Genomic DNA, 14,003 nt, shown 5'->3' with positions numbered 1-14,003 from the left:
CATCACCGTCCGCTCTTTCTATATTCAAAAATTGTATAGGACAGTCAGCACGATAATGATATTTATACACTTTATCGGTAAGGAACGGCGTAATGGGTAAGGCGGTTATAGCAATTCACGGCGGGGCCGGGGCGATTAGCCGCGCGCAGATGACGCCGGCGCGCGAGCGGGAGTACGTAACGGCGCTGTCGGCGATTGTCGATAGCGGACAAAAAATGCTGGCGGCCGGGGCCAGCGCGCTGGATGCGGTAACCGAAGCGGTCCGGCTGCTGGAGGAGTGCCCGTTATTTAACGCCGGTATTGGCTCGGTATTTACCCGCGATAGCCGCCATGAACTCGATGCCTGCGTGATGGATGGCTGCCGCTTGCAGGCCGGCGCCGTGGCGGGAGTTCAGCATTTACGTAATCCGGTGCTGGCGGCGCGCCTGGTGCTGGAACAGAGCCCGCATGTGCTGTTGATTGGCGAGGGGGCGGAAGCGTTTGCCGCTGCCCACGGTATGGAACGGGTCGATAACAGCCTGTTTTCGACCCCCGAGCGCTTGCTGCAGCTGCGTCAGGCGCAGGAGGGCGGCGATATCGTGCTCGACCACCACGCCGCGCCGCTGGATGAGCGGCACAAAATGGGCACCGTCGGCGCGGTTGCGCTGGATCTGGCGGGTAACCTCGCGGCGGCGACATCAACCGGCGGAATGACCAATAAGCTGCCGGGACGCGTCGGCGATAGCCCGCTGCCGGGGGCGGGCTGCTATGCCAATAACGCCAGCGTCGCCGTTTCCTGTACCGGCACCGGCGAAGTGTTTATGCGTACGCTGGCGGCTTACGATATTTCGGCGCTGGTGGAGTACAGCCATCTCAGCCTGCAGGAGGCCTGCGAAAGGGTGGTGATGGAGAAACTTCCCGCGCTGGGCGGCAGCGGCGGCCTGATCGCCGTCGACCGTGAAGGCAACGTGGCGCTGCCGTTTAATAGTGAAGGCATGTACCGGGCCTGGTGTTATGCGGGTGATACGCCCACGATTGGTATTTATCGCGAATAAGAGGAAAGGGCGTTGCCGCATAGTCAAGAAATCGATGCTAATGATGTTCTGCAGGTGCGCGGCCTGAACATTACGTTTAGCCAGCAGCAGCAGGCTTTTTCCGCCGTTCGCGACCTGTCGTTTACCCTGCGGCGCGGCGAGACGCTGGCGATAGTCGGCGAGTCCGGCTCGGGCAAATCGGTAACGTCGCTGGCGCTGATGCGCCTGCTCGATCGGGCGGTCAGCGAAGTGCGCAGCGATGCGCTGCTGCTGCGTCGTCGCAACCGGCAGGTGATTGAGCTAAGCGAACAGTCTGACGCCGATATGCGCGGCGTGCGTGGCGCGGATATGGCGATGATCTTTCAGGAGCCGATGACCTCGCTGAATCCGGTCTTCACTATCGGTGAACAGATTGCCGAGTCGATCCGATTACATCAGGGCCTGAAGCATGATGAGGCCCTGCGCGAAGCGAAAAAAATGCTCGATCAGGTACGCATTCCGGAAGCGGAAGCCATGCTGTCGCGCTTTCCGCATCAGCTTTCCGGCGGGATGCGTCAGCGGGTGATGATCGCCATGGCGCTCTCCTGCCGCCCGGCGGTGCTGATTGCCGATGAACCGACGACCGCGCTGGATGTGACTATCCAGGCGCAAATTTTACAGCTGATCGCCGTTCTGCAAAAAGAGATGGCGATGGGCGTTATCTTTATTACCCACGATATGGGCGTGGTGGCCGATATCGCCGACCGTGTGCTGGTGATGTATCGCGGCGAAGCGGTGGAGACCGGCAGCGTGGAGGAGATTTTCCGCGCGCCGCAGCATCCCTATACCCAGGCGCTGCTGGCCGCGGTGCCCAGGTTGGGCGCGATGCGCGGCACCTCTCTGCCGCGCCGTTTCCCGCTGCTAAACCAAAGCCCGTCGCCGGAGGAGCAGAACACCGTTGTGGCCGGGGAACCGATCCTCAAAGTTCGCGATCTGGTGGCGCGCTTTCCGCTGCGTAGCGGTATTCTCAACCGCATTACCCGTGAAGTGCATGCGGTTGAAAAAGTCAGTTTTGATTTATGGCCCGGCGAAACCCTAAGCCTGGTGGGGGAGTCGGGCTGCGGTAAATCCACCACCGGACGGGCGCTGCTGCGTCTGGTGGAAACCCAGGGCGGCAGCATCACCTTCAACGGTCAGCGGATTGATACGCTGACGGGCGGTAAGCTTCAGGCGCTGCGCCGCGATATCCAGTTTATTTTCCAGGACCCTTACGCTTCCCTCGACCCGCGGCAAACGGTGGGCTATTCGATTATGGAGCCGCTGCGCGTGCACCGCCTGCTCGAGGGGGACGCCGCCCGCGAACGTGTCGCCTGGCTACTGGAACGCGTCGGACTGGAGCCGGAACATGCCTGGCGCTATCCGCACGAGTTTTCCGGCGGCCAGCGCCAGCGCATCTGTATTGCCCGCGCGCTGGCGCTCAATCCAAAAGTGGTGATTGCCGATGAATCGGTATCGGCGCTGGACGTGTCGATACGCGCGCAAATTATCAATCTGATGCTCGATTTGCAGCGCGAGATGGGCATCGCATTTCTGTTTATTTCCCATGACATGGCGGTGGTTGAGCGCATCAGCCACCGCGTGGCGGTGATGTATCGCGGGCGCATTGTCGAAATTGGCCCGCGCCGCGCGGTGTTTGAAAACCCGCAGCATCCCTATACCCGTAAACTGATGGCCGCCGTTCCGGTAGCCGACCCTACGCATCGTCGTCCGCAGCGCGTGCTGCTCTCCGACGAGCTGCCGGGTAATATCTTCAGGCGGGGCGAAGAGGGGGTGAGTACGCCGTTACAGCAGGTGGGGCCGGGGCACTTTGTCGCCAGAGAGTCCGCCGCCGACGTGCTGGCACGATAACAACGACATCCATAATGCAGCATTTCAGGAGAACAACATGACTCAACGCGTTTCAGGCAAATGGCTGTTGGCGCTGGGCGTCGCTTCGGCGCTGGCAGCGACGCCGGCTTTTGCCGCAAAAGATGTGGTGGTGGCGGTCGGTTCTAACTTTACGACCCTCGACCCCTATGATGCTAACGACACGCTGTCGCAGGCGGTGGCGAAGTCTTTCTATCAGGGGCTGTTCGGCCTGGATAAAGAGATGAAACTGCATAACGTGCTGGCGGAAAGCTATACCGTTTCTCCGGACGGGCTGGTTTATACCATTAAGCTGCACCCGGGGGTGAAGTTCCAGGACGGTACTGAGTTTAATGCCGAAGCGGTCAAGGCCAACCTCGATCGCGCCAGCAATCCGGAAAATCATCTCAAGCGCTATAACCTGTATAAAAATATCGCCAGCACCGAGGCGGTTGACCCGACGACGGTGAAAATTACCCTCAAACAGCCTTTCTCGGCGTTTATTAATATCCTGGCCCACCCGGCAACGGCGATGATTTCTCCGGCGGCGCTGAAGAAATATGGTAAAGAGATTGGTTTCCATCCGGTCGGCACCGGTCCGTACCAGCTCGACACCTGGAATCAGACCGACTTCGTTAAAGTGAAGAAGTTCGCCGGTTACTGGCAGCCGGGGCTGCCGAAGCTGGACTCCATTACCTGGCGTCCGGTGGTGGATAACAATACCCGCGCGGCGATGCTGCAGACCGGCGAAGCGCAGTTTGCGTTCCCGATCCCCTACGAGCAGGCGCCGCTGCTGGAGAAAAACAGCAAGCTGGAGCTGGTGGCCAGCCCGTCGATCATGCAGCGCTATATCAGCATGAACGTGACGCAGAAGCCGTTCGATAACCCTAAAGTGCGCGAGGCGATTAACTACGCCATCAACCGTCAGGCGCTGGTGAAGGTGGCCTTTGCGGGCTATGCCACCCCGGCGACCGGCGTGGTGCCACCGTCTATTGCCTACGCTGAAAGCTACAGCGCCTGGCCGTACGATCCGGCCAAGGCCCGCGAGCTGCTGAAAGAGGCAGGCTATCCGAATGGATTTAGCACCACGCTGTGGTCGTCGCATAACCACAGTACGGCGCAGAAAGTGCTGCAGTTTACCCAGCAGCAGCTGGCGCAGGTGGGCATTAAGGCGCAGCTGACGGCGATGGATGCGGGCCAGCGCGCGGCGGAGGTGGAAGGTAAGGGGCAGAAAGAGAGCGGCGTACGCATGTTCTACACCGGCTGGTCGGCGTCGACCGGGGAAGCTGACTGGGCGCTGTCGCCGCTGTTCGCGTCGCAAAACTGGCCGCCGACCCTATTTAATACCGCTTTCTACAGCAATCCTCAGGTCGATAAAGATCTCAACGACGCGCTGAAAACCACCGATGCGCAGGAAAAAACGCGGCTGTATAAGGACGCGCAGGATACTATCTGGAAAGAGTCGCCGTGGGTGCCGCTGGTGGTCGAAAAACTGGTCTCAGCGCACAGTAAAAATCTGACCGGATTCTATATCCAGCCGGATACCGGATTTAGCTTTGAACAGGCGGATCTTAAGTAGATAGCTGTGGGTCCCCGGGCGCAGGCTGCGGGGATTTCACGCAAGGAGAAGCATGCTCAATTATGTGATTAAACGCCTGCTGGGGCTGATTCCCACGCTGCTGATTGTGGCGGTGCTGGTGTTTCTGTTCGTGCATATGCTGCCCGGGGACCCGGCGCGGCTGATTGCCGGGCCGGAAGCGGATGCTCAGGTGGTGGGAATGGTGCGCCAGCAGTTGGGGCTCGATCGGCCGCTGCACGTGCAGTTCTGGCACTATATCAGCAATATTGTGCAGGGGGATTTCGGTACCTCGATGGCCTCGCGTCGCCCGGTAAGCAGCGAAATCGCCAGCCGTTTCATGCCCACGTTCTGGCTGACGCTCGCCAGCATGAGCTGGGCGGTAGTGTTCGGGATGGCGGCGGGGATCGTGGCGGCAGTCTGGCGCAACCGCTGGCCGGATCGCCTGGGGATGGCGCTGGCGGTGACCGGGATCTCGTTCCCGGCGTTCGCGCTCGGCATGCTGTTGATGCAGGTCTTTTCCGTTGAGCTGGGCTGGCTGCCGACGGTGGGCGCCGACAGCTGGCGCCACTATATTCTGCCTTCGCTGACCCTGGGTGCGGCGGTGGCGGCGGTGATGGCGCGCTTTACCCGCGCCTCGTTCGTCGATGTCCTGCATGAAGATTACATGCGTACCGCGCGGGCGAAAGGCGTCAGCGAAACGCTGGTGGTGCTCAAGCACGGCCTGCGCAACGCGATGATCCCGGTGGTGACCATGATGGGGCTGCAGTTCGGCTTTTTGCTCGGCGGTTCAATCGTGGTGGAGAAGGTCTTTAACTGGCCAGGCCTCGGGCGTCTGCTGGTGGACTCGGTGGAGATGCGCGATTACCCGGTGATTCAGGCGGAAGTCCTCCTGTTTTCGCTGGAGTTTATTCTTATTAATTTAGTGGTGGACGTGCTGTATGCCGCCATTAATCCAGCTATCAGGTACAAGTAAGGTGCGATTGCTCAACTGGAGAAGACAAGCGGTTATCAACGCGATGCCGGGGATTAAACCCGGGCAGATACGTACCCCATGGCACGAGTTCTGGCGGCGGTTTCGCCGTCAGCCGGTGGCGATGGGGGCGGGGATATTTGTCCTGCTGCTGATCGCGGTGGCGATCGTAGCGCCGTGGATTGCGCCGTTCGATGCGGAAAACTATTTTGATTACGACCGGCTCAACGACGGCCCGTCAATGATGCACTGGTTCGGCGTTGATTCCCTGGGGCGGGATATCTTCAGTCGGGTGCTGGTGGGGGCGCAGATCTCGCTGGCCGCCGGGGTACTCGCGGTATTCATCGGCGCGGCCATCGGCACGGTGCTTGGGCTACTGGCCGGATACTACGAAGGCTGGTGGGACCGCATTATTATGCGTATCTGTGACGTGCTGTTCGCTTTCCCGGGGATTTTGCTGGCAATTGCGGTGGTGGCGGTAATGGGAAGCGGAATGTCGAACGTGATTATCGCGGTGGCGATCTTTTCGATCCCGGCATTTGCACGTCTGGTGCGCGGCAATACTCTGGTGCTTAAGCAGCAGACCTTTATTGAGTCGGCGCGCAGCATTGGCGCCAGCGATGCTAACATCCTGTTTAATCACATCTTGCCCGGCACGGTATCGTCGATTGTGGTCTACTTTACGATGCGCATCGGCGTGTCGATTATCTCCGCCGCCAGCCTGTCATTTCTGGGGCTTGGCGCGCAGCCGCCGACGCCGGAGTGGGGGGCGATGCTCAACGAAGCGCGGGCGGATATGGTGATGGCGCCGCACGTGGCGCTGTTCCCGGCAATCGCGATTTTCCTGACGGTGCTGGCGTTTAACCTGCTGGGTGACGGCCTGCGCGATGCGCTGGATCCGAGGATAAAAGGGTAGGGGTGTGATTCCCCGGATAAGGCGCGCGAGCGCCGTCATCCGGGATACGGTCAGCGGGCGAAATTAAACCCGGCAGCCCCATAGATCGTATTCGTCGGCGTGTTCGACTTTCACCCGCACAACGTCGCCCGGTTTGACTTTACTCTCACCGTTAAGGTAGACCGCGCCGTCGATTTCCGGCGCATCGGCCATGCTGCGGCCAATTGCCCCTTCTTCATCCACTTCGTCGATCAGCACCAAAATTTCGCGACCGACTTTCTCCTGCAAGCGCTCGGCGGAGATCTGCTGCTGCAGCTGCATAAAGCGGTTCCAGCGCTCTTCTTTCACCTCTTCCGGCACCTGATCCGCCAGTTCGTTGGCGGTTGCGCCTTCTACCGGGCTGTATTTGAAGCAGCCGACGCGGTCGAGGCGGGCTTCTTTCAGGAAGTCGAGCAGCATCTGGAAATCGTCTTCCGTTTCGCCCGGGAAGCCGACGATAAAGGTCGAACGCAGGGTGAGTTCGGGACAAACTTCACGCCACTGCTTGATGCGCGCCAGCTGGCGGTCAGCGGAGCCCGGGCGTTTCATCATTTTGAGAATACGCGGGCTGGCGTGCTGCAGCGGAATATCGAGATAAGGCAGAATTTTGCCTTCCGCCATCAGCGGGATCACATCATCAACGTGCGGGTACGGATAGACGTAGTGCAGGCGCACCCAGATACCGAGCTTCGCCAGCTCTTCGCACAGGCTAACCATGCTGGTTTTGACCGGCATGCCGTTGTGGAAGCCGCTGCGATGTTTGACATCAACGCCGTAGGCGGAGGTGTCCTGAGAGATCACCAGCAGCTCTTTGACCCCGGCATCGGCCAGGCGTTTGGCTTCCGCCAGCACTTCGCCAATCGGACGGCTGACCAGATCGCCGCGCATGGACGGGATGATGCAGAAGGTGCAGCGATGGTTGCAGCCTTCGGAAATTTTTAAGTAAGCGTAATGACGCGGCGTCAGCTTCACGCCCTGTTCCGGCACCAGGCTGAGGAACGGGTTGTGTTTAGGCTTCGGCGCGTAGTGGTGGACGTGTTCCAGCACCTGTTCATAGCTGTGCGGGCCGGTAATTTCCAGCACCTTCGGATGCACTTCGCGGATCTGATCTTCTTTTGCGCCCAGGCAGCCGGTGACGATCACTTTGCCGTTTTCTTTCAACGCTTCGCCAATCGCTTCCAGCGACTCCTGCACGGCGCTATCGATAAAGCCGCAGGTGTTAACGATAACCATATCAGCGTTATCGTAGGAGGGAACCACGTCATATCCTTCGGTGCGCAGTTCAGTCAGGATACGTTCTGAGTCCACGAGATTTTTCGGGCAGCCCAGAGAGACAAAGCCGATTTTCGGCTGAGGGGTGACATTGCTCATAGCTTAAAAAGTGTTCAATTATTGGGATGGTCAGGGCAGGGATTCTACAGAGATCGGCGGAAAGTTTATACTCCTTTTCATGTTAGCCCGGCGATATCTGTGTTTCTTTTTATCGGCATGATTATCCAGATTGTTAATCAAAATAAGGGGGTTATTCAGCCATTATCTCGGCAATCGGGGGACGTCGGTTTAGATCTGGTTTAACCTGAAGCGGTAAAATAGCCGCTGCTTTTAGTCTTTATTTTTTATCAGGTTTCCCATGTTTAAAAAGTTGGGTGGTTTCGTCTGCGCGCTGGCCATGATCGGCGCGACGCCCGTTTATGCCAACGAGATGGCGTTATATTCGGTCAATACCGGTTCATTTGTTTATCACATGACCGGTAATCACGGTCAATATAACGAAAAATTCAATAACCAGTTTTTTTCCGTTGAGCGCAAGCTGTCTGCGGATTCAAAGTACAGCGCGTTGGTCGGGACCATGAAGAATAGTTTTGCCGACCGCTGCCTCTCTCTGGGAGCGCGAAGGGACTGGTACGCGGGGGCAAATGGCTGGACGTTCAAGGGCGTCTATGCCTATACCGGCGAGTTCTTCTTTAAAGCCTTTCGCGATTGCGGCGATTCAGGCACCTATCGAACGGCGAAGAAACTCACCGGCGTCGGTTTCTCTCCCTATATTTATCATGGCCTGCAGTACAATTTTACCGATTATTTCGGCGTCGAAACGGGCATTATCGTCCCGGCCATATTTGTGATGAGCGTGCAGTGGAGCTTCCGCTAATTCGCCCGAAAGAGGCTTCCGGGCGAATTTTGATTAATGGCTTTGCGCAACGCCAGCCCCCGGCGCGGTCTGTTCTCTATTATCGCGAAGCGTAAATACCGAGATTAGCGTAAACAGCCCGGCGATGCCGCCCAGAATATAATAGGTATGCGCAAAGCCGATGGTGTCGTACAAATACCCGGCCAGCGGCGAGTAAATGGCGGTGGCGATAGAGGCGACGAACAGCACCAGCAGGTAGACCGTCGAGGAGAGCTTGTTGTCGAAGTTGGCGGCGATAAATTTAAACACCGACACTAAAATCAGCGGTTTTTCCAGCGCATGCATCATTTTTACCGCGCCTATCCACACCGGACCCAGAGGAATCGCGGAGCCGACGATACGCACCGACATGATCAGCCCGGCGATGATCAGCGCCCATTTCGCGCCGGTGCGGTTTACGAACCACGGCATCAGGCATAAAAACAGGGTCTCGCCGCATACCTGAATGGAGGCCAGAATGCCGTACCAGCGATTGCCTTCTTCCGGCGTCGAAAACTGCAGAGAAAAGTACTGGGCGAACTGCTGATCGTAGGTGTCATAGATTTGCGTGACGAAAAGGGTGAAGACCAGCAGCATCCAGAACTGGCCGTTCTTGGCCAGCTCCAGGGCGTGCGAAACTTTCAGCGCGCTGCTTTTTTGCATTTCCGCTTCGGTCAGTTCGATTTTGGTCAGCATAAAGCAGATCGCCGCGATAACGATGGCGACGCTGGCCAGCCAGAAAGCGAGGTTCGGATTGCTGTCGATATATTTGCCGACGATCCACGCGGCGGCGGCCCAGCCTAACGATCCCCACATCCTGACCCGGCCGTATTCGAACTGGTAGCGCCGCGAAATTTTATCAATATACGAATCGATAACTCCGCAGCCGGAGTTGAAAATAATCCCCAGGTATACCCCGCCAAGCAGCGCGCCCAGCCAGAAGCTGTGCACCAGCAGCGGCGCATACAAATAAATAAAGAACGGGCCTACCGGCAGCAGCATGGCGACCAGGATCCAGATCAGCCGTTTTTTCAGGCCGAACTTATCGGAAATAAAGCCGAAGAAGGGCTGCATCAGCAGGGCGATAAAGGCGTTGACCGAGTAGAGCAGACCGGTTTTGGTTGCGCTAATCCCGAGATGCTGAGTGGTCCAGATAACGAAGAACGCCATGGTCGAGGACCAGGCGAAGAGGTAGAGGAAATCGAAAAGACTCAACAAGATATAGTTTCTTTTGCCGGGCGTAATCATTTCAGTTCCTTCAAGCGGTAGCGGTAAAGGTTACAAACAGGATCGATCTGCTTGCTGCTCTTATTGAATGTTATACGTAAAACATTTTATGAAATGATATGACACCTGGCGGCATTTTATGGCAATGTGAATTGCACTAATATGTGATCATTACTGCAATAAATAATTTTATTATCGTGAGTTGAAAGGTTTTTATTTTTGAGAGCGTATAACATTTTTTACTTTTGGTCGTTGAGATCGCCGAAGAGGATTTTAATCGCCGTTGTAACATTGTAAAGGATGTTAATGACCTGAGAATTATTGATCTGCCTCATCGTTTTGTACAAAAAATGACCATATTATGGTTGTGGTAAAGGACGACAGAGGAGGAACCGCGATGAGCGTTGACAGACTGTATCGTAACCTGATGAATAAGCTGATTAATGCCAACATTGATCTCGACGCTTATTTGCAGCTGCGTAAAGCAAAAGGCTATATGTCAGTCAGCGAAAACGACCATCTACGTGATAACTTGTTTGAACTGTGCCATGAAATGCATCAACATGCGCCGCGCCTGCAGCACGCCGTCGCGCCGGAGGAGAAGGAAGCCCTGCGGCTGGCCGGCGAGGCCGTCGCTTCCGCGGCGGTCTGCCTGTTGAGCGGACATCATGACTGCCCGTCCTATATCGCTGTCGACGTAGATAAGCTGGAAAGCTGTCTGGCGGTATTGCGGCTAAATATTCATAAATTGAATGATTCTCAGCCCATTACGCACGCCTGAAATCGGGGGGAGCCTGCTCCCCCCGATTAATGTTATGTAAAAATCCCTTCCCGCTTTCCCACGCTGGCTACCCTTATCAGCATTGCTGACAAAAGGAGTATGCCATGCGCCAGACCATTAACCTGATCGCCCTTACCGCGCTGCTGTTGCCAACGGCAAGCCTTGCCGCCCAGGAGCGCGTAGAGGTGTTGCAGAACCAGCTTGAACACCCGTGGGCGCTGGCCTTTCTTCCCGACGACCGGGGGATTCTGATGACCCTGCGCGGCGGCGAGCTCCGTCTGTGGCAGCGAGATAAAGGCCTCGCGCCTGCGATTTCGGGCGTGCCGCAGGTCTGGGCCAACGGGCAGGGCGGTCTGCTGGACGTGGCGCTGGCTCCGGATTTCGCCCAGTCGCGCCGGGTCTGGCTGAGCTACGCCGAAGGCGGGAGTGACGGCAAGGCCGGGACCGCCGTGGGCTACGGCCGACTGAGCGATGACCTCCAGCGCCTGGAAAATTTCCAGGTGGTTTTCCGCCAGCAGCCGAAGCTCTCAACCGGCAATCATTTTGGCGGACGGCTGGTGTTCGACGGCCGCGGTTATCTGTTTATTGGACTCGGGGAGAATAACCAGCGTTCGACCGCTCAGGATCTCGATAAGCTGCAGGGAAAAGTGGTGCGGCTAACGGCTGATGGCAAGGTCCCGGACGATAATCCTTTTGTCGGCCAGGCCGGCGTCAGACCGGAAATCTGGTCTTACGGTATTCGCAACCCCCAGGGGATGGCGATGAACCCGTGGAGCGATACGCTGTGGTTAAATGAGCACGGGCCGCGAGGCGGGGATGAGATCAATATTCCGCAAAAAGGCAAAAACTACGGCTGGCCGCTGGCGACGCACGGCATTAACTACAGCGGCCTGCCGATCCCGGAGGCCAAAGGCAAAACGGCGGAAGGAACCGAAGCGCCGCTGTTTGTCTGGGAAAAATCGCCGGCGGTGAGCGGTATGGCGTTTTACGACGCGCAGACTTTTCCGCAGTGGCGGCACCGGCTGTTTATCGGCGCGCTGAAGGATAAATCGCTGATTGTTCTCAAGGTTGACGGCGATAACGTCACGGAACAGGAGCTGATTCTGGGCGATCGCGGAAAACGTATCCGCGATGTGCGCGTTGGACCCGATGGTTATCTGTATGTGCTAACCGACGAATCCAACGGCGAGCTGCTGAAGGTGAGACCGGCGGGCTAATATCAGGTGACCGGAATCATCACCACGTTGCGCCAGGCCTGGCGCTGGTTAATCTGCTGATACCAGCGCTGCAGGTGCGGGCGCGGTTGCCAGGTTTTAACGATCTCCAGCAGGTTATAAATGAACGGCGCGACGGCGATGTCGCCGAGGCCGAAGGCGTTGCCTGAGAGCCACTGATGACGCGACAGTTCATCATCCAGAATGGCGAACAGCGTCTCGCAGGCGGCAATACCGGCTTCAATCGCGGCGGGGTCGCGTTTTTCCGGCGGGGTTCTCACCAGCCCCATTAACACCGGCCGATGGGCAGGCGAGAGCGAACCGTTGGCCCAGTCCATCCATTTTTCCCCCTGAGCGCGCTCGGCGGGCGACTCCACCCACAGGCGATTTTGACCGTACTGCGCGGCCAGATAGCGGATAATGGTGTTTGATTCCCAGAGCACGAGATCGGTCGTCTCATCTTTCAATAACGGTACCAGGCCATTGGGATTCATGGCCAGATAGTCCGCATCGTGATTCAGACCGAACTCCAGACCGGCCAGAATTTGCTGATACGGGAGGTCGAGTTCTTCCAGCACCCAGCGCACTTTCTTCACATTGGTCGAGTTATTTCTGCCCCACAGCGTAATCATATCCGCTCCTGCTTTTTATTAAGCCGCCGTTGCGGCGTAGTGAGCATTCATGTTGGAATAAAGTTAATATTCCGGCAAGTGATTTTATTTTGCTGAAATTAAACGCTTTTTATACCCACTACCTTGCGTTTGGGGCACCCTTGGGACAGAACGTTAGAAAAACTAGTATTCAGCATTTCCACCTGGTTACGGTCCATCTCTCCGATCCACTTCGAGTAAATCTCATAAACCATCTTCGCGTTCTCGTGACCCATCTGTCCGGCGATAAACGACGGGTTAGCACCGGCCGTTAATAGCCAGCATGCGAACGTGTGGCGCGACTGGTAAGGGCGTCTGCTCCTGATCCCCGCCTTCTTTAATCCCGCCTCCCAACTATACCCCAGAGACTGAGAACCGTAATACTTCGTTTCCCCGCGCCAGTTTTTGGGCGGGATAAACACGAACCGCAGTTTTTGTTGTTCAGTTAAACCATGTTCGCGGTGATGGAAAGTGATTTCGGTTTTGCTTAATGCGCCAGTTAGCTTGAATTGTTCGCGTAGAGCATTCAGCGCAGGTTCAAGTAGGGTTACAGTTCTGATCCCCGCTTCGGTTTTGGGTGGCACAAACAGGCCCTCATTCGTCTGGTTACGCCTGACGTGAAGCTCACCCTTATCAAGGTCCACATCCTCCCAGGCTAAAGCTGTAAGCTCTCCATGCCGAAGACCAGTAAAGATAGCTGTAGTCCAGAGCAAAACATACCGAGGAGATAACGTTTTTATGAAACCTTCGTACTCACTCTGTAGAAGCGGATCCGGGTCTCTCCTGGAGCGCTTAAGCATCTTTATACCTTCGTGAGGGGTATGCTCGATAAAGCCGCTCAGGTTCGCCAGCTTGAGCAACGCAGTCAGGTTGTTCATCAGGCCGTTGACCGTGGATACAGCGCGACCTTTTCTTTTAAGCCAGGGCGCGTGATCGCTAAAGGTGTTACCAGTTAATAGCGCGTTCCTGTAATTCAACAGGTCGGTATGCTGAATATCCGCAATATGCGTATTACTTCCAACAATAGCGCAAAGCGTTGCTATACGTGATTCTGCGCCTCTGTATGACGCAGCTGAGACCTCAAGCTTTTTGGCATTAAGATAAACTTTGCACAATTCACCGAAGGTTTTAATTTTTTGTGTTGTGGTGAATTTTTTAAGCGCCTTTGATTCAGGAAAGTGCTCTGCATAGTCAAATTTACCTTGCAGGATCTCACTCATGATTAAAGCACGGAGATTGCCCGCTTTTTTTATATTGCTATTTGAAACAGTCCAGCCCCGCAAAACTTCGCGGCAACGTATGCCGCGATATAGAAAGCTAATTCTTATTCCTTTCCCATGCAGCTCTACGCCAGCAGGCATATTCATTATGTTTCCCCGACAAGCCTATTAATCCTGGTGTAGTTGTAGAGAAGCGTTACCCTTCCTTCTGAAGCTTTTGGATCTGGTGGGTGCTTCTTATAATGAATGCCCTCGATCCATCTCCCCTCCCGGTAAGATTTAATTTGCCGGGGAGTCATATACATCTTCGCTACAATTCCCTTTTCCATCACCCATTCATCTTCTTGAGTAATATCGGCCATAA

General features: G+C 56.3%; 13 protein-coding genes. 8 read left to right on the top strand and 5 right to left on the bottom strand.

Annotated features, from left to right (window positions below):
* Window positions 1–92: 92 nt before the first annotated feature.
* Genes iaaA through gsiD form a run of 5 tightly spaced genes read left to right on the top strand, consistent with a single transcriptional unit; the run spans window position 93 to window position 6,362 of the window.
* Window positions 93–1,034, top strand: coding sequence for a beta-aspartyl-peptidase (gene iaaA, locus GUC22_RS18185; protein ID WP_004135143.1), 942 nt, complete (start codon window positions 93–95; stop codon window positions 1,032–1,034).
* A 12-nt stretch (window positions 1,035–1,046) separates the two neighbouring features.
* A complete protein-coding gene (gene gsiA, locus GUC22_RS18180; protein ID WP_116943989.1) occupies window positions 1,047–2,900 on the top strand; it encodes a glutathione ABC transporter ATP-binding protein GsiA in 1,854 nt (617 codons plus the stop codon).
* 37 nt (window positions 2,901–2,937) lie between these two features.
* On the top strand, window positions 2,938–4,476 hold the full coding sequence (gene gsiB / locus GUC22_RS18175) for a glutathione ABC transporter substrate-binding protein GsiB (RefSeq protein ID WP_004135142.1): 1,539 nt from the start codon (window positions 2,938–2,940) through the stop codon (window positions 4,474–4,476).
* Between the two features lie 52 nt (window positions 4,477–4,528).
* Entirely contained in the window at window positions 4,529–5,449 is a 921-nt protein-coding gene (gene gsiC, locus GUC22_RS18170) for a glutathione ABC transporter permease GsiC (protein ID WP_004130799.1), read from the top strand.
* Between the two features lies 1 nt (window position 5,450).
* Complete coding sequence (gene gsiD, locus GUC22_RS18165) at window positions 5,451–6,362, top strand: glutathione ABC transporter permease GsiD (RefSeq protein ID WP_004135139.1); 912 nt, start codon at window positions 5,451–5,453, stop codon at window positions 6,360–6,362.
* 63 nt (window positions 6,363–6,425) lie between these two features.
* Here the strand turns inward: gsiD and rimO are convergent, their stop codons facing one another.
* The gene (gene rimO, locus GUC22_RS18160) at window positions 6,426–7,751 is read right to left on the bottom strand and encodes a 30S ribosomal protein S12 methylthiotransferase RimO (protein ID WP_004135138.1); all 1,326 of its coding nucleotides are present in this window, start codon (window positions 7,749–7,751) and stop codon (window positions 6,426–6,428) included.
* A gap of 298 nt (window positions 7,752–8,049) precedes the next feature.
* On the opposite strand from rimO, the gene GUC22_RS18155 reads away from it, so the two are divergent.
* A complete protein-coding gene (locus tag GUC22_RS18155) occupies window positions 8,050–8,529 on the top strand; it encodes a hypothetical protein (protein ID WP_165775004.1) in 480 nt (159 codons plus the stop codon).
* A gap of 33 nt (window positions 8,530–8,562) precedes the next feature.
* On the opposite strand, the gene GUC22_RS18150 is transcribed toward GUC22_RS18155, so the two are convergent.
* The gene (locus GUC22_RS18150; protein ID WP_165775005.1) at window positions 8,563–9,792 is read right to left on the bottom strand and encodes an oligosaccharide MFS transporter; all 1,230 of its coding nucleotides are present in this window, start codon (window positions 9,790–9,792) and stop codon (window positions 8,563–8,565) included.
* 379 nt (window positions 9,793–10,171) lie between these two features.
* On the opposite strand from GUC22_RS18150, the gene bssR reads away from it, so the two are divergent.
* A complete protein-coding gene (gene bssR / locus GUC22_RS18145; protein WP_004135130.1) occupies window positions 10,172–10,555 on the top strand; it encodes a biofilm formation regulator BssR in 384 nt (127 codons plus the stop codon).
* Window positions 10,556–10,659: 104 nt separating this feature from the next.
* On the top strand, window positions 10,660–11,772 hold the full coding sequence (locus GUC22_RS18140; protein WP_160183711.1) for a PQQ-dependent sugar dehydrogenase: 1,113 nt from the start codon (window positions 10,660–10,662) through the stop codon (window positions 11,770–11,772).
* Between the two features lie 2 nt (window positions 11,773–11,774).
* Here GUC22_RS18140 and GUC22_RS18135 read toward each other — a convergent pair whose 3' ends face one another.
* The 3 genes from GUC22_RS18135 to xisR form a co-directional block, all read right to left on the bottom strand.
* Window positions 11,775–12,401 carry a glutathione S-transferase family protein gene (locus GUC22_RS18135; RefSeq protein ID WP_004135126.1) on the bottom strand — a complete coding sequence of 209 codons (627 nt, stop codon included), beginning with the start codon at window positions 12,399–12,401 and terminating at the stop codon, window positions 11,775–11,777.
* A gap of 98 nt (window positions 12,402–12,499) precedes the next feature.
* The gene (locus GUC22_RS18130) at window positions 12,500–13,786 is read right to left on the bottom strand and encodes a site-specific integrase (RefSeq protein WP_160183710.1); all 1,287 of its coding nucleotides are present in this window, start codon (window positions 13,784–13,786) and stop codon (window positions 12,500–12,502) included.
* A complete protein-coding gene (gene xisR / locus GUC22_RS18125; RefSeq protein ID WP_004111685.1) occupies window positions 13,786–14,001 on the bottom strand; it encodes an excisionase family protein in 216 nt (71 codons plus the stop codon). Before xisR ends, GUC22_RS18130 begins: the two co-directional genes overlap by 1 nt.
* Window positions 14,002–14,003 lie beyond the last annotated feature (2 nt).

This window comes from Klebsiella sp. MPUS7, from assembly GCF_009905335.1.
In the GTDB taxonomy this organism is placed as follows: Bacteria; Pseudomonadota; Gammaproteobacteria; order Enterobacterales; family Enterobacteriaceae; genus Klebsiella; species Klebsiella grimontii.
This window is presented reverse-complemented; position numbering and strand designations above follow the sequence as displayed.